This window comes from Yersinia intermedia, from assembly GCF_900635455.1.
Taxonomy (GTDB): domain Bacteria; phylum Pseudomonadota; class Gammaproteobacteria; order Enterobacterales; family Enterobacteriaceae; genus Yersinia; species Yersinia intermedia.
Genome location: NZ_LR134116.1, coordinates 4087343 through 4111967, shown reverse-complemented (window position 1 = coordinate 4111967; position 24625 = coordinate 4087343). Strand labels below are relative to the sequence as shown.

Genomic DNA, 24625 nt, shown 5'->3' with positions numbered 1-24625 from the left:
CTTTTTATTTCAATTAGTTGGCGGCGTTGCCGTGGTCAAATGAAAGCCGACGCTGCGATAAGACTTATATCGGTCGCGCGCCAACTGTTTTAAATTTTCTTCGTAAGGGACGAAGTCTACCACTTCATGGAAAGCGGTGGCAAAACCTGCGAACTCTGGTAGCAGGCTGATCAGCAGGTCGCGCGGGGAATTACCGCGCCGTTCCGGCCAGGCCAGTTCAACTGGCGCGCCATATTTTGGCCCTTCACCGGCCAGATTATGGGGCACAAATTGCTCAGGTGCCCGTTGCCACAGAGCTTCATCCAGCCGCTGTGCCTGCTCCTGGTTTTCACAGGCGATCAGTACCCGCTTGCCTGCCCGCCAACGCTCAGCCGCAATTTCGCAGGCCAACGCTTCATGAGCGCGCAGCTCACCGGCGGGCGTGTCGTGTTCGAGCAGGTAGAAGGTGGCGTTTTTCATAGGTTCTCTGCACCCTTTGAACTTGAAGTTACAGGGCTGTTAGCTGCTCTCACCCACCCGAATCACTTACTTGTAGTTAACCTACTTGAATAAGCTCATCGGTATGCGTTTGCTTGCTACCTACCTGCAACTCCAATTACTTTGGGTGTGTATCAAATGGAATACATCAAATGATTAATCGTCGCCGTTAAGCCCTGCACGATTTAGCAGGAACTGAGACAACAACGCGACTGGACGGCCTGTTGCACCTTTGTTCTTGCCCGAACGCCAGGCTGTACCGGCGATATCCAAATGCGCCCAGCTATATTTGCGGGTAAAGCGCGACAGGAAGCAGCCTGCGGTAATGGCCCCACCAGCACGGCCACCAATATTCGCCATATCGGCAAAATTGGAATCCAGTTGCTCGGCGTATTCATCACCGAGTGGCAAGCGCCATGCACGGTCACCAGCTTGTTCAGACGCACCAATCAGCTCATGAGCCAGTGGATTATGATTCGACATTAAACCGGTAATGTGGTGCCCTAATGCCACCACACACGCGCCGGTCAGCGTGGCGATATCAATCACCAGTTCGGGATCGAAACGCTCAACGTAGGTCAGCGCATCGCACAGTACCAAACGGCCTTCCGCATCGGTATTCAGCACTTCGACGGTTTGACCGGACATGGTGGTTAGAATATCACCTGGGCGATACGCGCGGCCACCTGGCATGTTTTCACAGCCCGCCAATACACCAATTACGTTCAACGGCAATTGCAGCTCAGCCACCACCCGCATTACGCCATAAACGGTTGCAGCACCGCACATGTCGTATTTCATCTCATCCATACCTTCGGCCGGTTTGATGGAAATACCACCGGAGTCGAAGGTCAGCCCCTTGCCTACCAGCACAATTGGCTTAGCGTCAGGGTTCGGATTACCCTTATATTCTATCACTGACATCAATGATTCATTCTGCGAACCATGGCCAACAGCCAGATAAGAGTGCATTCCCAGCTCTTTCATCTGTTGCTCACCAATAACGCGAGTAATGATGTTGGTGCTAAATGCATCGGCCAGTTGGCGCGCCTGAGACGCCAGATAGGCTGCGTTACAGATGTTTGGTGGCATATTGCCTAAGTCTTTAGCGGCTTTGATACCGGATGCTACTGCCAGACCGTGTTGTATTGCGCGCTCACCGCTGGTCAGTTCGCGGCGGGTTGGCACATTGAACACCATTTTACGCAACGGGCGGCGAGGCTCGGTTTTATTACTTTTAAGTTGATCGAAGGTGTAAAGCGTTTCTTTGGCTGTTTCTACCGCCTGACGCACCTTCCAGTAAGTATTGCGGCCTTTAACATGCAGTTCAGTCAGGAAGCAGACCGCCTCCATTGAACCGGTGTCATTAAGGGTATTGATGGTCTTCTGGATCACTTGCTTGTACTGGCGTTCATCAAGCTCACGCTCTTTGCCACAACCAATTAACAAGATGCGCTCGGAGAGAATATTCGGCACATGGTGCAGTAACAGCGTCTGCCCGACTTTGCCTTCAAGTTCACCACGGCGCAATAAAGCGCTGATGTAGCCATCACTAATTTTGTCGAGTTGTTCGGCAATTGGAGATAGACGACGAGGTTCGAAAACGCCGACTACAATACAGGCACTGCGCTGTTTTTCCGGGCTGCCGCTCTTTACACTGAACTCCATGCACTCTCCTGAATCTTAAAGACAAAGGCGCAGGCTACCGCTAGAATGTAGCGCTCCGCAACGATCTCTCTCCGTTGTGTTAACGACGTGTGTTAACCTTAACGGCATAAGTTGTTTTGTTTTGGCGACTATAAGCATGTTCCTATAGGACACCTAAACGCTAGATGCTGTAATACTATTTTAGCTGTGAAGGTTGCCATATGATGAGAATAAATGGCGGATTAACGATGAAACTATCGATTTTCCTGCAAAAAGACAAGTTTTCACAGGCGTATTAGCGTGATCATCATAAGATATCTGGTACGGGAAACACTTAAGAGCCAAATTGCGATTCTGTTCATCCTGCTATTAATCTTCTTTAGTCAGAAGTTAGTACGGATATTAGGCGCTGCGGTCGATGGTGAAATCCCGGCAAACCTGGTTTTATCCCTTTTAGGGCTCGGTGTGCCGGAAATGGCACAACTTATCCTGCCATTGAGCTTATTCCTTGGCCTGCTGATGACGTTGGGCAAATTGTACACGGAGAGTGAAATCACCGTGATGCATGCCTGCGGCATGGGCAAAAAATCCCTGATAATGGCGGCATTGATTCTGGCGCTGTTTACTTCTGCGTTGGCGGCAGTTAATACCATCTGGCTTGGACCCTGGTCTTCTAAACATCAAGACGAAGTATTGAATGATGCCCGCGCGAACCCAAGCTTGGCGGCCTTGGCCGGTGGGCAGTTTAAATCTTCAACTGATGGCAATTCAGCCTTATTTATCGGTAATGTGACGGGCAGAGAGTTTAACCGTGTATTTTTGGCACAATTGCGGCCAAACGGTAATCAACGTCCTTCTGTAGTTGTGGCTGATAGCGGCCATATGACCGAACGGCCAGATGGCTCGCAAGTGGTTATCTTAAACAAAGGTACCCGCTATGAAGGCACCGCGTTGTTGCGCGATTTTCGTATCACTGATTTTGTTGATTACCAAGCGATAATCGGCCATCAGGAAGTGCAGCAAAACAACAATGTGGCAGAACAGATGTCCATGAAACAGCTATGGCGCGCGAATCAACCCGATACCCGTGCTGAGTTTCACTGGCGTCTGACACTGATTGTTTCGGTCATTATTATGGCGTTGTTGGTGGTGCCACTGAGTGTTGTCAACCCGCGCCAAGGGCGAGTTCTGAGCATGCTGCCGGCCATGTTGTTGTATTTGATTTTCTTCCTGTTACAAAGCTCCCTGCGCTCTAATGCAGGTAACGGTAAGCTGGACCCATTTATCTGGATGTGGATCGTAAACGGTGCTTATCTGGCTGTGGCGGTGGTATTGAACCTGTGGGATGGCCTGCCGGCTCGTAAGTTACGTGCACGATTGAGAGGTGCTGCCTGATGTTTGGTGTATTAGACCGTTATATCGGACGGACTATCCTCAATACCATTTTGATGACGTTATTCATGCTGGTATCGCTATCTGGCATCATCAAATTTGTCGAGCAGTTACGTAAGGTCGGGCAGGGGGACTATTCAGCCGTTTCCGCTGGCATGTACACCCTGCTAAGCATCCCTAAAGATATTGAGATATTCTTCCCGATGGCGGCGCTATTGGGGGCTTTGCTCGGTCTTGGATCATTGGCGACCCGCAGTGAGCTGGTGGTGATGCAGGCATCAGGCTTTACCCGCATGCAAATTGCCGCGTCGGTGATGAAAACCGCGATCCCGCTGGTATTGCTGACAATGGCGATCGGCGAGTGGGTTGCACCGCAAGGCGAACAGATGGCACGCAATTTCCGTGCTCAGCAGATGTATGGCGGTTCATTATTATCGACACAATCGGGTCTGTGGGCGAAAGACGGCTCTGACTTTATCTATATCCAGCGGGTATCGGGTGACAACGAACTGACGGGCGTTAATATTTATCATTTTGATAAACAGGACCGTCTACTCTCAGTTCGTTACGCCGCAACTGCGACTTATGAAGACAATATTTGGCGTTTATCGCAGGTTGATGAGTCTGATCTTACCAATCCTAAGCAAGTGACAGGTTCGCAGACCTTGGCCGGTGAGTGGAAGACCAACCTGACACCAGAAAAACTGGGGGTGGTTGCGATGAACCCGGATTCGCTCTCCATTAGTGGTTTATACGATTACAGTAAGTACCTGCGGCAAAGCGGGCAGGAATCGAACCGTTACGAGTTGAACATGTGGGGCAAGATATTTGCGCCATTCTCAGTCGCGGTAATGATGCTAATGGCACTGTCATTTATTTTTGGCCCATTACGTAGTGTGCCGATGGGTGTTCGGGTGGTTACTGGCATCTTCTTCGGTTTTGTTTTCTACGTACTGGATCAGATTTTTGGCCCACTTAGTTTGGTTTACAGCATTCCACCGGTCATTGGTGCGCTGCTACCGAGTATACTTTTCCTCCTAATCAGTGTTTATTTGCTGCTAAAACGGCGTTGATGGCGTTTTTTTCGACACTTAGACCAAACTTAGTGGGATAACAGTTGCATGCGGATCATTGGTAGGTATAATTCACCTCGTTCTCCGCATACTACTTCAGTGCCGAAGTGGCGAAATCGGTAGACGCAGTTGACTCAAAATCAACCGCCGCGAGGCATGCCGGTTCGATTCCGGCCTTCGGCACCATTAGTATGTAAAGAGACGTCTACGGACGTCTTTTTTTATGTCTAAAATCCAGTCCCCGCAAGGCTCCTCTCGCTTTTTCACTCAACATACGTCAACCTGATTCAATCTACATCAACTTACTGATGTGGGTACAATTGCGGGTATATCCCGGTTCGATAATGTTTGTACCCACGCAGAACCCTTGAAAGGATACTCAACATGGCTCTGAGTGATGTGAAGGTTCGTACAGCCAAGCCTGAAGCGAAAGCCTATAAACTTACCGACGGCGAAGGCATGGTATTACTGGTTCACCCTAACGGCTCGAAATACTGGCGGCTACGCTATCGCTTTGGTGGTAAAGAGAAGATGCTGGCGCTGGGGAAGTACCCTGAAATATCGTTGGCTGATGCCAGGGCGCGGCGTGACGAAGCTCGTAAGCTGTTAGCTAACGGTGTGGACCCAAGTGAGAGCAAGAAAGCCGTTAAGGTAGAGCAGGAGCAAGAAGCGATAACTTTTGAAGTGGTAGCCAGAGAGTGGCATGCCAGTAATCGTCAATGGTCAGAAGCTCACAGTGCTCGAGTGCTCAAAAGCTTAGAGGACAATCTCTTTCAAGCCATTGGCAAACGGAATATTGCAGATCTCGGAACCCGTGATCTTTTGCCTCCAATCAAAGCCGTAGAGATGTCTGGACGTCTTGAAGTGGCTTCCCGACTGCAACAACGAACAACAGCAATAATGCGCTATGCAGTTCAAAGCGGTTTAATCGATTACAACCCCGCGCAGGAGATGGCGGGCGCTGTAGCAACGGGTAAAAGAAAGCACCGTGCTGCTCTTGAGTTAAACCGTGTTTCAGAGTTGCTTCATCGCATCGACTACTACAGTGGCAGGCCACTCACTCGGTTAGCGGTAGAATTGACTTTATTGGTTTTTATCCGTTCCAGTGAATTACGTTTCGCCCGTTGGTCAGAAGTGGATTTTGAAACCGCCATGTGGTCAATCCCTGGAGAGCGTGAACCACTGGAAGGTGTTAAGCACTCGCACCGGGGATCAAAAATGCGTACTCCTCATCTTGTCCCCTTATCCCGCCAGGCGCTCGCTATTCTGCAAAAGATCAAAAGCATGAGTGGAAATCGTGAGCTGATTTTTATCGGTGATCATGACCCACGTAAACCAATGAGTGAAAACACGGTGAACAAGGCTCTACGCGTTATGGGATATGACACGAAGGTTGAAGTCTGTGGCCATGGTTTTAGGACGATGGCATGTAGTTCATTGATTGAGTCGGGGTTGTGGTCGAAGGATGCGGTAGAGCGGCAGATGAGTCACCAAGAACGAAACTCTGTGCGTGCGGCTTACATTCATAAGGCGGAACATTTGGATGAGCGAAGATTGATGCTGCAGTGGTGGGCGGATTATCTGGATGCTAATCGGGAGAAGGGGGTGAGTCCGTTTGATTTTGGGAAACGTGACTGAATTGGAATGACTTGCGCAGTTTTAAACACTTCTGTTGGAAATTCAAATCAACTGGTTATAATTACAGTTGTATCGGCGTGAGTTCGAAATTTTAGGTTGAAGATTGGTGTATTCGGCCTGAGCCAATAAAAAAAGGTGGCCAATCAGATTGGTTTCCGTTAGGATCTGCGGATCAAAAAATGATGACATATACTATATGAAAAAGAAACCACTAAAGAAGTACAAGGTTTCCTCGTTTTTCGCGGGGATTGGTGGATTCGATCTGGGCCTTGAGAGGGCTGGGATGGAAGTTGTTTTCCAATGCGAAATCAATAAGTTCTGCCAGAAAGTTCTCAAAAAGAATTGGCCAAATATTCCGTTACATACTGATATTACTCAGTTGGTAGCTGATGATATTCCTGAAAGTAGTGTTTGGTGTGGTGGTTTTCCTTGTCAGGATGTCTCGTCAGCTAACCAAGGGAAACGTAAAGGTTTGGAGGGAGCCCGAAGCGGCTTATTTTATACGTATGCAAAACTCATCGAAGAAAGAAAACCTGAATGGCTTATTATTGAAAATGTTCCCGGGCTCCTCAACAGCCATAATGGGCAAGACTTCAAAGTTGTCATCGATACGTTGGTCGAACTCGGGTATGGCGTTTCATGGAGAGTATTGGATGCAAAATACTTTGGAACACCCCAGCGTAGAAGAAGAGTGTACATTGTCGGAAGTCTTGGAGATATGCGCTCCGCTCGAGTCCTTTTTGAATCCGGAGCAACTAGAATCGTTGATAAACAGGGCCAAGGAGAGAGGGCAAATGCTTCCGGAGCCTCTAATTCAGGCCTATCAAAAGCAGATATCTATTCTATCCAGCATGCCAGCATTGGACGAAAAGCAACTGCGGGCCCCCAAGCAAAAGGATACAGGAACGACGGAGAAACCTATACTCTTGACTCAAGAGGAAGCTCAGATGCTGTATGTGCGCCGAATGCTGCCTTCAGAGTACGAGCGTCTACAGGGATTTCCGGAGAACTGGACTCTAATAGATTCAGAGCCGTAGGGAACGCGGTTGCGGTCCCTATTGTTGAGTGGATAGGAAAACGAATTGTATTCGTAGATCAACAAATGATCAGCGAGGCATAATCGTAACCGTGCTGTTATCCAATCGTAAGAAGGAACCTTCGAACAGTTCAGGGCGTGGTGCGCCCTGATCTGTTAAAAATCGCACAAATGTTGAATAGTTAGTGAATAAAATTTTCGTGCTATCAATTGCTAATGGAATGGCACCTAGCAGAGGAGCTTGTGTCGAATCCTCTTTGAAAGCCAAGATACACAGTGTCCAATTATGAGCTTTAAGATCCCTCAGATTAGCGTTTCTGAATCTTCGGTGTAGATAATCGTAAAGCAAGCTACCGACAGCAAAAACGATCTTCCCTCCTGTTTGATCAACCACATTACCCTTTACAAGAAATTGTTCTTGTTGTCGCCTCCATGCGTTAGTTTCGATCGTGTTTGCCGCTACAGGTTGTCTTAGAATTTCATTAGTAGGGAACTCGAGCTCGGCCCAAGCAGCAATATGTCGCGTGATTGCTCCAGTGCTGCTTGTTTCTCCACCACCTTGCATTTCTAGAAGGACTTCATCCGCTTTTCCCCGACCAGAGAAATTTCTCATTACGTAGTCCGCATGGTAGCTATTGTCAGAGTCAGGTAAAGGAATATTGACTTCCCTTTTTACACCAATTTCGGAGTCCTGTAATTCAGGATCTTGATAAATCAACTTTGCTACTTTTCGTAAGATATCTTTTTGATGTTCAACCAAAACATTGTCAACTTGTCGTGTACGACCACCCACAATGGCTGTTTTTTTTTGGCGAGTAGAGCAAAGTCTGTGTTCACAAACGATCCAAATAGTGCCATCAGGCTTACGAACACAACACACAGGATGATTATTTTTACTAACTTTGTCACATGTTCGGTCCATGAAGGGACATTGAACTTGGGTACCTCTTACTATTGGTACAATGGCTTCTTCTACATCTGTTCTCTGACCTAGGTATTCAGCGATACTAACAGCCATGGAATCTCCCTCATAAAGATATTTTTTTCATTATTTCAGTGGGATAAGATGTAAGTCAAATAATATAGTGACCACCAATTTTTTAGGTGGCATTTGTTAAATGATGATAAACATCTCGGCGTACGTTAACTAACTTTTATCCCTATACAGTTATCAGAATAAAGATGATCAGTTGGACATCTGACCATTTCGGGGCGCTGTGCTGGTACTGCGGGCGACGACCATACGCCGTGACTTGCTGGCATAATTATTGTAGCAGCTTGGTCGCCTCAAGTTTAAATTCTGCTGAGAAGTCTTTACCCATGTGATCACCTGTCGTGTAATACCCCGACCAAGACCGAGGTTAGTGACAACTAAACCAGCTTTAATAGCTTCATATCGTAAAGAAGATCACTGCATTCTTCTTCAGCGATGTCTTTTATCAACTCATCAAGGGGATGGGCTGATAAAATTTTTTTAATTTCATTTCGATGGAACATTTCAACATGTTCAGGACCACGCGCAGCCATTAATATCAAGTTAATAACCGCTAACATTAATTGTTCGATAGGGAGTTGATAAACCCCCTCATATTGATAAGAGGCATACCCCCTTTCATCTGTACCCTCTGGCCACTGTGAGTTTCCCGTTGTTATATCACTCAACCTCGCGCGGCAACCAGCATAACAACAGTCTAAAAAATCTCTTTTAATTTCATAATAATCAATACGTTCACTATTCATTATTTCTTCCTCGGCGTTAATAACACACCATTGTTATCCAAGACGTTAACTTGGATTCCGGGATATTTTTGTTGGAACTGGTCAACCACACCTAAGCAACTACCACAAGCAGGGCGTTCTGTGAAAATAGTCACAGACCCTTTCGCAGAAGTATTGTTACCCAATTGATCGGCCAGATTATCAAGAATTTTATATTCAGAATCAGTATTTCTTGGAATCAAAACACCTTCTTTGTTCGGCAGTGTTTTATGCTCAAAATTCTGACTTCCTTTACCTACCAACCCTTTGCCTGCGTTATCAACACTACTATGTGCAGCGATCTGCTTTGGCATACCGGGAATATTCACTTCAGCAACAGCAACGTTACCTGAACGCTTTGGCGCGGAAGATAATCCGGCGCGGACATCGGTAACCAACTGCCGATAGGGAACCAACTGACTTTCAGCCAACCTTTCAAGACTTGCTCCCGCTGCCTTGGCACCATAAACGATCCCTGCCGTATCTTGGATGGTCATCGCTATCTTGGCCCAGCCAGGAACATCGTTGATTGCCTGCTGATATTTGGTTGAGTAGGCGGCATCCTCCGCCATCTTGGCCTGTGCCTGCTCAGGCGTATAACCCTGGTCTACCAGCTTGAGCAGATCACGCGAGTAGTTCCCGATGAGATCACCGAACTTCGCCATTTCCTCCGGAAACTGGTCGCGTAAGTCGTAATAGGTCTGGTATTCCGCATAACCCTGATAGCTTTCTTTAGCAGCAAGCGCCAGTTTTATCTCATTGATACAACCTGCGCTGGCCCCACTGGCACAGGCATTCTTCAGATTTGCATCACTGGTAATATTCTTTTGTGTCAGGTCAGCCAGATCTTTCACTTCACTATCAGTAATCGTGCCATTGGCCAATTTGGCTTCCAGTTGCTGTTGGCGGATCTTATCACTGGCATTGAGATAGTTATTCTCAACCGCATTCTTCCCAGCCTGCGCCCCGGCAACGGCACTACCCGTGCTATCGCCTACTAGGCCACCGGATAGTCCCGCCGCCAGGGAGCTGAGGTTAACAATAACCTGCTTCTGCGCTTCGGTCAGGTCTTTGGTCTCGATATTCGGGTAGAGGTTGTTTTTGATGTAGATGGCGGCCAGTTCGCCACTTAAAGCTCCGGCACCACCTGCGGCAGCGCTGTTACCTTGCAGGTGAGAGAGCACTGCGCCCAACACCGCATGTGCCCCAATGCGTGCCGCTTCATTATCTTCACCGGCGACATCTTTAATCATCTGCGCCAGATACGGGGCTGATGCACCCGCCAGTGCTTTGGTCATATCACCACCAGCCAATCCTTGCAGAGCAGCGGTGGCTGCTTGCGCGATCTTTTGGTAGGTGCCACCAATGCCATAATCTTTCATGGCATCTTTATAGACTGGCGATGCTTCTATCTCTTTCTGGGTTGGGTTGAGATTACCACCTTTCGCCAATGCATCTTTCGCCGCAGTGGTGGCCTGGATCTGCCCCTGCGTGCTAATAACATCAAACACCTGCCCGCCAATCTCGCCAATCAACTGTGCTTCTTTCAGGCGGTTTTGCTCTTTCTCTTTATCAAAGATAGGGGTGAGGGCGTTATTGGCATGTTCGACGTCACGGCTCAGGTCGTCGACATTTTGCTGCTGTTTGTCTTGATCGCGAATGATGATGCTACCGTCAGACACTGCCGCATGGGTGGTGCCTTGCGCGTTGCCATCATTATTGGCCCCGACCAGCACCAGATTGCCCATGTTGCCGAGGAAGTTATCCGCTACACTACCGCTGGTGCTGATGCTGCCACCCTGATGTTCGGTTTTGAACTCTGCTTTATTTTCAATATTGCTAAAGCCCAGTGTGCCGGTATCAAGTTTATTCTTATCCGCTGTTGCCGTAGAGCCAATCACCGCACCGTTAAGCTGGGTGTGTTCCCCTACGGTAATATCAAAGCCACCTTTGCCTGCAAAGATACCGGTCTGTTCTTGCACCGAATCAAAGTTGCTGTGCATTTTGTCCTGGCTGATACTCAGGTTCGCCGAGCTGTTACCGACACCCCATACCACTACGCTGACGCCGCCGCTGATGCTTTGCTGCTTCGAGTCGTAACGGTCACTGTCTTGCTGGCTTTGTAAGGCCAGATTGCGGCCGACATCGGCTTCCACTTTGTCGCCACTGAGTTGTGCACCCTGCAAGGTAGTATCACGGCCACTGGTGAGAGAGAGAGTATTGCCACTGTCGAGGGTAGTTTCAGACCAATAAGTGCCATCACCACTGTCGTTGCCTTTGGATTTATTGGCATTGGCAAAAACACTCACCCCGATTTTGTCACCAAAACTGATACTGGCACCGATATTACCGCCACTGCTGCTGTTGCTGCCTTCGCTTTTCTGGGTATTAGCTGCCCCGAGTAACAGCAGGTCTCGATCGGCATCCAACGTAGTGTCGTGGCCCGCTTGGAGCTGGCTCCCGCCGATGATGATATCACCACTGTTGGCAAGTTGACCTTTACCGGTGGCAGTGATATTGAGGTCATTGCCTGCGGTGAGAGTTGAACCACTGACGGCTTGTTGTTCCTGATGTTGTTGCGAGGTCGATTTTTGTGAGCCTAATGACACACTGATACCAATCAGGCTGCCGGTATCGGTATTGCCCTGTGCCTGAGCCAGATCCGCGGCCTGTTTAGCCGATATTCCTGTCAGAGCCGCTTTGGTGCCTTTTAATGCTGCCAGACGGCCATTGGTTTCGTCTTTTGCCTCTTGTACGGTTGTCACCGCCGTGTTCAGCGCTGAACCTACCGCGCCGGAAAGCGCGAGTGTTAAGCCACTGCTTTTTTGTTCATAAAGCTGATCGCTGCTGCGTTTGTCCTGACCCGGTTCAATGATGACGCTATCACCGGTGACACTTAGATTTTTATTGGCCAGAATATCTGCGCCACCAATATGGGCGGTGCCGCCCGCCTTGATGGCGACATCGCCGCCCGTGCTACCAATAGTGCTGGCACTTTGGCTTTGTGTCGTCCCTGAATCACGACTTTGTTGGCGTGATGAAGTGCTGCCAATAGTGACCCCGATGCCACCACCACTGAACATGCCGCTTTTTTTCTGTTCAGACAAACGGTAGCTGGATTGTTCTTCGGTGGCCGCCACAATATCCACATTGTTGCCCGCAGTCAGTGCGACATTATTGTCACCGACAACCGCAGAGCCTTTCACCAGTAAGTCATTACCGGCAGATACCGACACATTTTTGCCACTGAGCAGCGAGCCTTGCTCTTGTGTGGCGTAATCTTCAGATACCACGTGGGTAGTGGTCTTCGACAGCCTTTTCTTCTTAACGGTGGTTTCTTCAAAGAAGGAATAATCACTTTCTCTCGCCGTGGCCACATTAATGTCATGGCCGGCTTTCAGGGCAATATCACCACTAGCCTGCGCCTGTGTGGCCTGTAAATTAATGTCATTACCGGCCAGAATGGTGGTGTCCCCACCGCTAACGATTTCAGTCCCTTGCTGACGGATGGATTCATTAATTTGCTGTTTCCGATCACCGTGGCTTTCGCTGTAGGTGCTGCTTTGCTGGGCATTAAGATTGACGTCACGGCCAGCCTTGAGTGTGCTGTCGTTATCTGACACCAGCGCTGCTGCCTGTGAGTTGATATCACGCCCGGCATCCAATGTCAGATTATTGCCACTGGTTATCACTGAGCGGGTGGCATCAGTGGTACGATTTTCACTGTTATTGGTTTTTTGTTGGCTATTTTTCTCCGCTGTTTCCAGCGAAATATCACGCCCTGCAGACAGCCCGACGTTCCCCTTCGCGGCCAGTTCACTGGCCGTCAGTGACACATCGTTGCCTGCATTGAGGGTCAGGTTACCCCCAGCACTAATTTCACTGCCCAGACTGTCGCGCTGCTCACTTTGTTTATAACCGTTGCGGCGATCACGCTGTTGATTATGTTCATTATTGCTGAGCGTGGTATTGGCTTTGATATCAACATCACCACCCGCTTGCACATCCAAATTACCACCAGCAGACACCTTGGCACCCGTGACTAAAATGTCTTTTCCTGCATTCAGACTGAGAGAGTCCCCGGCGCTGATAGTGGCGGTATCGCCAATTTCTGTACGGGTTAATGACAATGACTCTCTATCCCAACGACCATCACCTGCCGCCGTCGCTGTCCACTGCTGGCTGAGTGTTTGATTGATAATATTACCATCAAGGCTTTCTAGTTCCACTCGCTGACCGGCGATGCTGGAGCCGATGTTACTGATATCACTGATAGCACTCAGTTGCAGGTCACCGCCGGACGTTATTTTCCCGCCTTGCAGGTTACTGAGGGTGGTTAGACTATTCACCGCCAACAACTGGTCGGCTTTGAGGGTACTTTCCACATTAATAACTTTACCGGCATCAAGATTAACCTGATTACCCGCGATGATGCTGCCAGTTAATGAGGCACTATCTGCTTTTGCCAGATACAGCTTCGGTGCTAAAACAGTCTGGCCGTTAACATTAATCTCTTCCCACCAGACAATACTTTTGTTCAGGGCGGCAACCTGTTCCGCTGTCAGGCTGACACCCAGTGTTAGTCCCAGCCCGCTTTGGGCTTGTGCCGCGTTGTCGATAAGATATTGCATCTGAGCTAAATCCGACCCAAGGCCAGTGAGGTAGCGCTGACCAGTTTGGCTCAGGACCGCATTACTGATATAGCGGGTGTCAAAAGCCGCATCGCCGAGGAAGCGATAGTCATAATCGGGTTTCAGGTTTAAGCGGTCTAGGAAATAGGCTGAGCCTAGGAACTGCTTTTGGTCAGTAAACTGGCTATTGTTTTCCTGTGGTGCAGCTTCCGGTTGCTGGCCCAGCATCGCATACAACCCGTCGAACAGACTGTTATCGAGTTGTCCCAATTCATTCAGTTTGGGATTGGTGGTGATAAGGTAGGGGCTGCTTGGGTCAGGGGCCAACACAAAGTGGCCATTGTTGCTATTCGGCAACGGATAATCCGCCAACTCCGTGGCATTATTGCCCAAGGAACCCAGCGCGTTCTGCAAGTTATCTTTCCAGACTGGTGTCCCTACGGTGATATGTTGATCGTCCTTCAGGTCTTGTGCCTGAGCAGTGTCGATATTATCCGGTTGTGATAGTAAATCCAGCTTAGGGGCCGCCAGCGTATGACTCACTCCACCTGCATTTGGTGTGGCTGTGGTGTTACTGATGTCACCAGTGAAATGGGCGTTAACTGCGCCACTGGCTTGAATGACGGAGCGATAGAGCTGACTGTCTTCACTGCGTTCAGTACGAATATCGCCATCAGCGGTGTAAGTAACAGACTGGTCCTTGATTTGCCCCAATGCGTAGATATTGAGAGGCCGTAATTTGGACACCTCATACCAATATCTGGACTGAGGAAGCTCTCCTGTGCGGTAGGTTTGATAACGTGTTTCTGTCCCCGCCAACCAGGACTGATTATTCAGCGTGTTACCCGTAAGAGAGATATCACCGTTAGAGAGGATATCGCTGGCCAGGTTATCGAACCTTTGAGCGGTAACGATAAGATCTTTACCGGAAGATATACGTCCAGCCGCTCCCTTGCTGGTGACTGAAAGGGTCGAAACAGATAATGCCAGCTCTCGTGTTTTCTCAAAGGGGGCGGCATAGGTATCTGTGTGACTTACTTGGCGGGCATCGTCTCCAGCTTCTTGCCGGGTGATCATTATCGTGTAGTAACCAATCTCACCTGCCTCGAAGAAACTGAGTGGAACCTTTACCAATGCACCATTTAACCAAGGATATTCATTAGTCAGATCCTTGTCAGTACGGGTCACACTCAATCCATCACGCTGATTCAGCAAATGGGCGGTGTTGATGGTGATATCACCGTGCCCCGTTTCAATGGTGCCAGAGGTGTTAATAACCTCACTATTGGCATTGCCAGTGGTGTCTTTCTGCATCCACAGACTGTTGTCCGCTAAAATATCGCCGTAGTGGTTGGTGATCCGGTCTGCCAACAGTTGCATATTGCCACCGCTGTACAACATGCCGCTGTTGAACAATTGGCTGGCCGCGTTTAATAGCAGGTCGCCCGCGGTGCCGATAAAGCCGTTATTGCTGATAGTGCTGCTACTCAATAGCTGTATGCGGCCTCCAGCCTGCAGGCTGGCAGTATCATTTTGTGTGATACCCGCGGCATTGATACGGACATCACCGTTACCACCGCGCAGTGTTCCGCTGTTGGTGAACTGCCCCAGACTATGGATAGCCAGACTTTGACCCTGCGTAGTACCCGCGAGGGTGATATCCCCATTACTGGACAGGTTCAGCACTTTGCCTGCGGCGAGTGTGCCGTGTTGTGTAAGGGCATCATTGAGTGTCACGGAAAGGTTGCCCAAGGCGACCAATTGTCCAAACAGGCTAAATGTACCACCGACTACTGTCAGGTCGCCTGCGCTGAATAACTTAGCATCCTGTTGGTTCTCAATCTGTTGCGCCTGAACGCCCATCTGACGTGTGGCCAGCAGGGTACCTGCGTTATTCAGGCTGCCAATCGTCATTTGCAGGTTGTCGCCCTGTACCGTTCCCCGATTGTTGAAAATATCGAGCGTCAACAGATTATCGCCCGCAGCTATCAACGTACCGGTGTTATCCAGTCGCGTGCCGTTAAAAGTGATGTTATTCGCTTGCAGCCAGCCGCTGTTGTTGAGGGCGAGAGAGCCAATATCTAAATCCCCCCCGACAACAATTTTTCCCGTATTAAGCATCGGCGTCGTCAACACGAATGTGCTGGCTCCCGCGCCCTGAATGTTACCCGCGTTATCTAGCCCCGCAGCATTGAGGTTCAACCCGTTTTGGCTGCGCAGATCACCGCTGGCAAGGTTATGGAACACGCCACTCAGTTGGGCACTGAACGTATCCTGCCCTTGCATCACCCCGGTATTGGTAATGTCTGCCGTGTGTAGCGTCAGAGAACTGGCCTGAATACGCCCCTGATTATCGACTTGAGTGGCATTCAGGGTCAGTAAGCCCTTGCTCAACATCTCACCGTTTTTTTGTTGGGTGATGCCATCACTTATTTCAGACTTAAGCTGATTCACCCCGACGATGACACCACTGTTGAGCAGTGAATCTCCTTTCAGGAACAACGAGGTCGCCTGCCAGTTGCCGTGGTTAACCAACGTCAGCGCATTAATCGCCGCCTCACCGAGAGTGATAATTTGGCTGCCTGCACCACTGTTAATATCGCCGGTGAGATCGAGTTGGATGACGTTATTCGCCTGTAAAGTCCCGGTGTTATCCAGTTGGTGCGCCGCCAGAATAATCTGTTCACCTTGCCACGTCCCGGCATTGCTAACAGTCCCTGCATTCACCTTGAGATCACCGCCGCTCAGTAGCTTACCGCCAGTGGCGTTGTTCAAGTCCTGTTGCAATTGCAACATCAGGCGTTCGACGCCAATCAGATGACCTCTGTTGGTTAACTGCTCAGCATTTAACTGTGTAGTGGTGCCTTGCGCTTCACCCTGGTTGATAAACTCCTGTGCACTGAGGCTGAGTTGGCTCTCACTGAGTATTTTTCCATTATTGGTCAATGACTCCGTACTCAACGTGATAGGGCCCTGACTCAGCAGTTGCCCGCTGTTGGTGAGGCTTTGTGTGGCGTTTGCCGTGAGTTGGCTAATACCTAACGCACTGCCGGTGTTATCCCAGGTTTGTGTTTCAATATTCAGGCGATTGGCTTGCAGTTTACCGGCATTGTTCAGTTGCACACCTTGCAAAGTCAGAGCGCCCCCTGCTAGCAAACGTCCTTCAGCTCTATTGTTGAATGTTTGTGCATCAATAATGGCATTGACGTCGGCCTGCATTAGCCCTCTGTTATCTAGATTATGGGCTTTCAGTGCCAGTGTGCTTGCCGCCAGGGTGCCACTGTTGCTCAGTGAAGGAACGTCCAGAGTTAACCCCTGACTTGCTATCAATGAGCCGCTATTGTCCAGACTACGAGTAAATGCCAGTTCGAGCTGCGGGGCACTAACCAGTCCACTGTTGACCAATTGCTCACCACGCAGCGTCAACTGTTGTCCTGCTTGCAAGGTTCCTTGCTGGTTAAGCTGATTGACTGTCAGTGTCAAATCGTGGTCAGCCTGCATACGACCTTGCTGGGTAAGGCTGTCACTGTGCCAACCAATATTGCGTGCAACTATATCCGCCCGGTTTTCAGTGGCTCCAGAGACAACATTCAGGTCACCAAACGTAGTAAAAATACCGGCAAGCTGGGCATTCTTCTCAGCATTCAATGTGATGCTATCTTTGGCTTGAATTTGCGCGCTGCTGCCCGTAGTGAACTGCTCTCCCGCCACGGTCAGGGCATGATCGCCAGACAGCAATCCGCTCAGCAGTAACGCCCCCCCTTGCAGGTGAATATCGCCAGTACTGAGTAGCGCCGAGCCTTCAGCGGTCGTCAGGTTGCTGTTGATAGCGATACCTTGTTTCCCGGTCGCCCGTCCCGTCAGCAGGAACTCACCTGCTCGTACGTTCAGTGGCCCTTCGGCATACAGCGACCCATCGACGTTCAGCGTATCGCGCACCGTCAGGGCTAACTGCTGTTGTGAGCCAATCAGACCGCGGTTATTCACCGTATTGGCATTCAATGTCAATGTGCCAGCTGATTGCAGTTGGCCATTATTGTCGAGTTGTCCGACGTCCAGATTTTGGGAGCCTTGAGCTTGCATCAGCCCACTATTATTGAGACTTTGTGTCGTTATCTGGCTGTGGCGATTGGCTGCAAGTTGCCCACTGTTATCCAGTGTTGCGGTCTGTAGTGTAAGATCCCGCCCAGCGGTAAGCTGCCCTTGCCAATCCGCATTACCACTGAAAGTGAGATGAATATCGCCCTGTGCATTAAACTGGCTGTTGCGGGTACTTTGCAGGTCAGTACCTTGCAGTGTGACATCACCGCCAGAGCTGGTTTTACCCGCCAAATTCAGGGTACCACCTTGTAAGGTCACACCATCTAAACCCGTTAGTGTTGAACTGCCATCCAGAATTAGGTTGTTCTGCGCGGCCGCCAGCACGGTTCCAGCCCCGAGTTGGCTATTCAACCATTGTTGTTCGGTACCTATTAGCGTCAGCGTTTGTCCGCTGACCAATTTGCCTTGATCATCGCGACCCGCCAGTAACGTACTGTTGGCTGCACGCAACTTGCCCGCCGAGTCCAGAGTCATGGCTTTGACCGCACTGAGTGTGGATTGCTCCAGTGCCAAATCGCCGCCGGTGAGTACTACTTGCTGATCCGAATTTAGCGAAGCGTTGTTCACTGCCAGCTTGCCTTGGCTGTTCAACACCATATCTTGCCCGGCTTTGTGGCTGCCACCCAGCGTCATTTCGGTCGCGCTGACATTCAGGCTGCCCTGTGCCAGCGAATTATTGAGGGTCAGCTTGCCGCTACTATCCAGTTGGATATTCCCCTGACGAGCATTGAGGTTACCGAGGTTAACACCCACCCCTTTTTCACTGGACACCAGACGGATGCGATTCGCATACATCCCACCTAACGCACCGGTATCAACCGCCACTTTGGGCACATCACCTTTGCCTTGCAACGCGCTGACATTACCGGCAGCATCCACCCGGTTGCTACCGGCAATCAGAGTGAGGTCTTGCGCATAAAGTTGGGCGTTAATCTCAGTGGCACGGCTGATAATTGACAATGCACCGCTTTTGCTGGCATCGAGGCCTTTGCCCTGAATCGAGATAGCTCCCTGAGTGACTTCCAACGCCTGCAATTTACCGTTGGCATCCATTATTGGCTTGCCGGTAGTCAGTGTCACATTCGGGGTATTAATAAATCCGCAGCCATCGCAGGTGATACCATAAGGGTTTGCCACCATGACACTGGCTTGCTTACCGGCCACTTCCAGATAGCCTTGCAACTGTGAACGGTTAGCGCCCACCACTTCATTAATAATGGCTTTGGCTTCGTGACCGGCTTGCAAATTAGGGTTGTTTTGAATCAATCCACCCAGTTGAGATTGCGTCAACTGGCCGGTAGCGTTATTGAGGATCAACCCCTCTTTACCCACATTGAAGTCGTTATATTGGTTGTGGGAAATTCCGGACTGATTCGGTGTCGCAATATTCACCACCGGCACACCATTACCGGCTTTATCTAGCTGTGTATTACCCCCGGCAATACTCACCTCAGCAGCCAGTGCGGGCATAACCGGTTGCAATACCAGCAGGGCGCACAGGGTATAACTCAGCAATTGATGATGAGTTTTGATGGTTGGCTCGTTATTTTTCTTCATCCCTGATAACCCTATATATACAAACAGTTAGATAATGAAATTGATACGGTAATAAACAGAAACACGGTCTGGCTCCAGCCAGTCGGGATATGCCAGTGGCCAGCCGACAGTAAACTGGCTACTGAAATAGCGATTACGATGCCCCAACCCGATGGCGCTGCCCCACAACTTGCCAGAGGCATAACTGTCAGCAGTGTCATGGCGCAGATAACCCCCGTCAATGGCTGCCAGCGCAGTGATATCCCCCAGTAACGGCAGGGTGGTCAGTGACCAGTTAACCTCGTTGCGCCAATAACCGCCTTTATCGCCGGACAGATACTGTTCTTTAAAGCCGCGCACTGAGGTTTCACCACCAATAGTCAGTCGTTCACTGCCGTATAAATTATCGGGTGTCCATTGACCGTAGAAGCTGGTGAGCCAGCTCCAGTCATGCGCCAGAGGCAGGTAATAACTGCCGGACAGTGTCCACTTATTGAATTCGGCCTTGGGTGCGCCGCTATTTTTGCCATTATCATCTTCGGCACCCAGCCAGGGTACACCGCGACTGTAAGAGGGGTTCAAGGTGCTATAACCCCCCCAGAGTTTCTGGCTGTGATTAACCCCCAATACGACACTGGATAATTTGCGGCTGCTGCTTTGCAAAAGACTGTCATTGAGATAATTGCGATTAAGGCGATGGGTTAGGCCGAGCGACAGGCCAGTTTTCATATCACTGTCCCGATACACAACACGCGAAATGGCGAAACGGTGCGTCTGGCTGTCGCCACTGGAGAGCCAGTCAAAGCCACGGTTAGTCACGGTGGAGAGGTAATCACTGTATGAATAATTGTAATCTGCCAGCCAGTAACCATAGGGGACACTGACTCCAGTCTGCACACTGCGGGCATTATGGCTGCTGGCAAAATCGCTACTACGCGAACCGGAAACAAACCACTGATCAGCTAAACCAAGCAGATTGTTGGCTGTTAGCGAGCCATTAATCTGGCCAGTACCGGTACTTTTTTGCCCACTATTATCAAAACCGACACCAAGATTTAGAGGAAATTCAGGTGTCGCGGTGAGATTGACGATTGAATAACCGGCTTCGGTCCCTGGCAATATTTCAATTTGCACTGGAGTTTGGCGTAAACGGTTAATTTGCTCCATGCCCTGTTCAATATCACGCAGATTAAGAATCTTCCCCTCGAGCCCTGGGAATGCCATTTTTAACTGGCGAGAAGTTTTTCCATCTAGCTCGATTTTTTGTAGTTTACCTTCCAGCACAGCCAGTTGTAGGGTGCCTTGTGATAAATCCTGCTCAATCAGAAATACCCGACTGGTAATATAACCACGCGAAATATACCAATCAGACATTTCTTGTATTAAGGTCTGGATCTGACTTAAGCCCAGACATTTATTCAAGTAAGGTTGAAGTAATTTTTGTTTGTCCCGTGCAGGTAAATGCTCTGCGCCTTGTAGATGAACAGTATTAATCAAAAAACAGGCGCCAGCCGGTGCTGGGAGCGGTTTTGGTGCGACGAGCTCGGGAGTTAGGCTACGTTGTAATTCCTGACGCTGGCGCTGGTTCTGTTCCAAAATATCGCGCTGTTGCTGCTGAATAGTATTTCTATCAGCAGGGCTCAGCATATTGGCATAAGCAGTAAATGAGAATGACAGGGACAGCAAAGTGGCTGCTATCTGTAAATATTTAGACATGGCATCCATTCCAGTTTTTATTGGATTTATTATTTCGGCGTATTATATCTATTAGCCTAACTACTGCAATTGATGAAATGAAAGGCTAACGGTAGCCTCTTTGTGTAACGATCTGATGTGGAAGAAATAATATTAAACACGGGAAGTTTTTTTAAAAGTATAATTCAATGGATTATATTCATTTTTAAGTATATTACCCTGACTTATTATAAACAAATAAAGAATTGATCTTAAGGTTTGGCTTTGTTTGAATGTTTATTCTCTGTGTGGGGGCTGCGGAACTAGCAGCCAGTTAAACAGGAGCTGGTATGGAATTGCAGGGTTTTGGGCTGAACTAAATCAAGAAATGGCTACCTGAAGTCTCCGTGAAGTACAAAGACGGTAGCTATGATAAGAGATCAGAACAACACAGAGACAGTGATTGAATCTGGATTATGTCGAGGGACATGGCTTAATCAGGCGTATCTGACCTGTCAGTATGGGGTGCGCAGGTCAGGGTCTGTGCTCAGTAGGGAACGAGTCGGTATAGCGCCACTAGCACCACTATATTCACTATCACACTGATGATGAAGTACGTTTTAAAGGGCTGTTTTTGTGTTTTATGGCGAAATATTTGCTGACCGAGAATTGCTCCGGGCCATCCACCCACGAATCCAAACACCAGCAAGGTGAACTCAGACACTCTATGCCAGGCTTTGCGGGCCGCTATTTTATCTACACCATAAACCACGAGCGTCAACACGTTAGCGAACAGGAACCACATCACAAGAGGATGAAGCAAAAATGAGCAGCCGATAGCAACTAAGGCCAGAAGCAAATAACAGAAGCGATTGAGGTTCATACGATAGCAACAGCATTAATCAATCAGAATGGAAGGGAACTATATCCGATTCTGGAGGAGGCGGTAATCTTAACGTTTTCCAAACGGCCGTTTACAGGCAAAAGTACTGCTTTAGCGGTTGTTGTTACCGTAGAATAACGTCGGGTTTGACGCTCAGGGCAACTTGATGGTCATCGCTCAAACTGCTTTCCGTCGTATACAGGAGTTGTTGGCATTGGGGGCATGTTTTTGTTCCAGTATAATTATGCTGGCATAGCACACAGAAGTAAGCTCTGTGTGGCAGAGAACTCAATGGCACATGTTGGGCCATGATAGTCCTGCGCAGGGTACTTAAGGTATCAGTAGTTTGTGACGATGTTGATGCCATTTTTGCTCGGTATTTACAGTTTATATCGGGGTTAAAATCGGGATGCTCCTGGTTATGAATGAATAGACGCCCTGCGACATGAGTATGTTGTAATTGCAGTGGGTTATGGCAGGAAGGGCAGTAATAGCATTCAGCTGCTGAACCTAGAAAAATACTTGCACTATTCACTCGTGAGCCCTCTGTTGTCAGGGCGGTTCTGATGCGTTGATACATGATGATATCCTTAATTACCCTAAGTTTTACGTTTGGTTAAATCGGCCTACGGTATATATGGCGGTCCATGGAATTGCTTTGGGTGTATAGCTATACGGTGAGAAAATTGGGGCTCAGAAGCTTGTTTGGGATGTATTTGATACTGTGAATACCTGTCTGGCAGGGTCTACAGTATTTCTCCCATAGTAGTGACCCACACATAATGAGATATGACCCCTTTCCGCCGAATTGCAGGTATGCGTCATCCGACCCTTGAGGGCTGATATTGATGCAAGCAGTAGACGGAAATCGTTGGGAGGTTGGTGTCGATTAATTGCTAAACAAGATGCTATTGGCGGGACTGGGCAATACGTTCATTTAACCAGCTTTCTACTTCGCTTTTTAGCCACCGAGAGCTTCTCCCCATTTTAATGGGTTTGGGGAATGAGCCATCTTTTATCAGTTTGTAAAACCACTTATCAGTAAGGCCGGTAAACTGCGTGATAAATACCATATCGACAAGTTGATCGTTTAGAAGGGATGGGGTGGGGGTATTCATGATTAAATCTCCTTTAAGTAAAGGAGGAATGAACTGCCTTCAGGTGTGTGACAGCCTTCCTCAGTGGATGGAAGGCCATGTAAAAAACTAATGATATCCTGTTTGTTTATTGTGTTGGATGCCCTTCAGTACCTCTCTCTTAGCGTCTTTGCGGTTTTTTCGTGCAGTCTTTCGTGTGAGCTTGTTTTCCTGTTCTTGTTCGTCATATATGGAACTTCCCGCAGAGCGGATCCTGTTGCTGTATATTTTGGTCCTGTGCTTCGCCATGTATTCGGTGCGTTCCATGAGTTTTTTGTAGTCGTCTGTGGCTTTCAGATTGGCCCGGTTAAGGCGATAGCAGGGAGACTTACAAAAATAGACCAGACCACGATATTCCTTACCTTCCAACTTCAGCGCACTCAGCCACGCATTGATAATCAGGTCAGCCAGATTCCCCTCTTGCCAGTAGTTGCCCAGCGAGTTGAAAACGTCCATATTGAACATAAGCAGTGTGTGATAATGAATCTTTTTGCCACACTGATTATTCTCCCTCACCCAGATGTAGTGCAGCTCAGAGTAATGCACCTGTTTGCCGGGATTTTCCTTCTTTTTTCGTTTGTATCGCGCTTCAAGTCTTGATGTGATTGCCGCCATAAAGGCTTTCATCGCTTTATTACCTTCAACGTCATAGTTATCGGGAAAACGCAAGTCAACGCGAATAACCAGTAACCGTGGGTGCGTTATTAGAGCATTGCGCACGGTACTACCGAATCGTGCTAGATAAAGATAATTATGCGTTGCCAGATTGATCGGGTATGTTTTATTGGGTTGTTTATCCGTCATGGTTCTTACTCTTGATTTGTTATATTTACAAAAAAGTCGGCGTCTCATAAAAACATCCGTAAGAGATGTACATAAATCACTTACACTTAGGGAGAGTGTCTTGAAAAGCCATTTATTTACATTTGTAACTTAATGTCCTGCATGTGTTTTAATTATTTCAGAAGCTATCAAGACTTATCCTGGTGCATATTTTTCTCACGCTGACAGATAACATGATGAATACATAGTATTGCAACTAAGAAGTTACCTTTACCATCATCAGAGTTGGCTATGGCTTACTCATATGAGATATTTGGATGCTTATGGGTTAAGCAGCGTATTAGTATTTCATAGTATTGTGATGAGGGTTATTTTTTATTTTGGTTTATAATTTTATTGCATTTTTTATTAGCTTGTTGTTTTCTGTGTTTGTTTTTTTATTATTAGATTAGTATGATTTCTTTCATGGGTATATATATTATTCTTGTTGTATATATATATTATTAATAACCGACAGTACTTCATGCATCCCCTAAGAACGTCATGTCTTGCAGCACTAAGTTCCTGTGGGGGTAGCGCGTATTGTTTGCTGCTCATTTTTACTCTGAAGTTAGCTTTTCATAAGGAATAAAAAAATTACACAAGAAAATCCAATTTTCGGTTGTTCTAGTAAGGTACTGATGACAGGGAAAACGCTATCTTAGCGGAGAGATGTCTCCTATTTTATCAGAATGTTGTTGATATTGCTGTACGGTTCGCAGGGCTCAAAATACAAACACTTTGTCGTATGCGGGCGTGGAAAAAGTTATGAAGGCAGTAGTTTTCATACGATATAGACCTCAGTAAGAAAAAACATAGAT

Annotated in this window: 14 protein-coding genes and 1 tRNA gene; 5 read left to right on the top strand and 10 right to left on the bottom strand. The window is 48.4% G+C overall.

Annotated elements, in window-relative coordinates:
• Window positions 1–9: 9 nt before the first annotated feature.
• Together EL015_RS18750 and pepA are read right to left on the bottom strand one after the other, a co-directional pair.
• Window positions 10–459 (bottom strand): DNA polymerase III subunit chi, encoded by a 450-nt coding sequence (locus EL015_RS18750; RefSeq protein WP_005186594.1) that lies wholly within the window; start codon window positions 457–459, stop codon window positions 10–12.
• 174 nt (window positions 460–633) lie between these two features.
• On the bottom strand, window positions 634–2145 hold the full coding sequence (pepA, locus tag EL015_RS18745) for a leucyl aminopeptidase (RefSeq protein WP_005186600.1): 1512 nt from the start codon (window positions 2143–2145) through the stop codon (window positions 634–636).
• 279 nt (window positions 2146–2424) lie between these two features.
• Here pepA and lptF point away from each other — a divergent pair, with 279 nt between their 5' ends.
• The 5 genes from lptF to EL015_RS18720 all read left to right on the top strand — a co-directional run bounded on the left by lptF (window position 2425) and on the right by EL015_RS18720 (window position 7347).
• The gene (lptF, locus tag EL015_RS18740) at window positions 2425–3519 is read left to right on the top strand and encodes an LPS export ABC transporter permease LptF (RefSeq protein ID WP_005186603.1); all 1095 of its coding nucleotides are present in this window, start codon (window positions 2425–2427) and stop codon (window positions 3517–3519) included.
• Window positions 3519–4589 (top strand): LPS export ABC transporter permease LptG, encoded by a 1071-nt coding sequence (gene lptG / locus EL015_RS18735; RefSeq protein ID WP_032906666.1) that lies wholly within the window; start codon window positions 3519–3521, stop codon window positions 4587–4589. Before lptF ends, lptG begins: the two co-directional genes overlap by 1 nt.
• A 101-nt stretch (window positions 4590–4690) precedes the next feature.
• Window positions 4691–4775 (top strand) — tRNA-Leu (locus EL015_RS18730).
• Window positions 4776–4973: 198 nt separating this feature from the next.
• Window positions 4974–6227 carry a tyrosine-type recombinase/integrase gene (locus EL015_RS18725; protein ID WP_005186604.1) on the top strand — a complete coding sequence of 418 codons (1254 nt, stop codon included), beginning with the start codon at window positions 4974–4976 and terminating at the stop codon, window positions 6225–6227.
• 196 nt (window positions 6228–6423) lie between these two features.
• Window positions 6424–7347, top strand: coding sequence for a DNA cytosine methyltransferase (locus EL015_RS18720; RefSeq protein ID WP_032906667.1), 924 nt, complete (start codon window positions 6424–6426; stop codon window positions 7345–7347).
• Here the strand turns inward: EL015_RS18720 and EL015_RS18715 are convergent.
• The 8 genes from EL015_RS18715 to EL015_RS18680 form a co-directional block, all read right to left on the bottom strand.
• Entirely contained in the window at window positions 7334–8281 is a 948-nt protein-coding gene (locus EL015_RS18715; protein WP_005186606.1) for a hypothetical protein, read from the bottom strand. The two genes, EL015_RS18720 and EL015_RS18715, sit on opposite strands and share 14 nt — an antisense overlap.
• A gap of 353 nt (window positions 8282–8634) precedes the next feature.
• A complete protein-coding gene (locus EL015_RS18710; RefSeq protein ID WP_050413757.1) occupies window positions 8635–9003 on the bottom strand; it encodes a hypothetical protein in 369 nt (122 codons plus the stop codon).
• Complete coding sequence (locus tag EL015_RS18705; protein WP_005186610.1) at window positions 9003–19310, bottom strand: hemagglutinin repeat-containing protein; 10308 nt, start codon at window positions 19308–19310, stop codon at window positions 9003–9005. Before EL015_RS18705 ends, EL015_RS18710 begins: the two co-directional genes overlap by 1 nt.
• A gap of 27 nt (window positions 19311–19337) precedes the next feature.
• Complete coding sequence (locus tag EL015_RS18700) at window positions 19338–21014, bottom strand: ShlB/FhaC/HecB family hemolysin secretion/activation protein (RefSeq protein ID WP_005186613.1); 1677 nt, start codon at window positions 21012–21014, stop codon at window positions 19338–19340.
• Window positions 21015–21510: 496 nt separating this feature from the next.
• Entirely contained in the window at window positions 21511–21846 is a 336-nt protein-coding gene (locus EL015_RS18695) for a DUF1294 domain-containing protein (protein ID WP_032906668.1), read from the bottom strand.
• 124 nt (window positions 21847–21970) lie between these two features.
• Window positions 21971–22156 (bottom strand): putative zinc ribbon protein, encoded by a 186-nt coding sequence (locus tag EL015_RS22220; protein ID WP_462952528.1) that lies wholly within the window; start codon window positions 22154–22156, stop codon window positions 21971–21973.
• A gap of 598 nt (window positions 22157–22754) precedes the next feature.
• On the bottom strand, window positions 22755–22964 hold the full coding sequence (locus EL015_RS18685; protein ID WP_032906670.1) for a helix-turn-helix transcriptional regulator: 210 nt from the start codon (window positions 22962–22964) through the stop codon (window positions 22755–22757).
• Between the two features lie 87 nt (window positions 22965–23051).
• Window positions 23052–23786 (bottom strand): inovirus Gp2 family protein, encoded by a 735-nt coding sequence (locus tag EL015_RS18680; protein WP_126286802.1) that lies wholly within the window; start codon window positions 23784–23786, stop codon window positions 23052–23054.
• Between the last annotated feature and the right edge of the window lie 839 nt (window positions 23787–24625).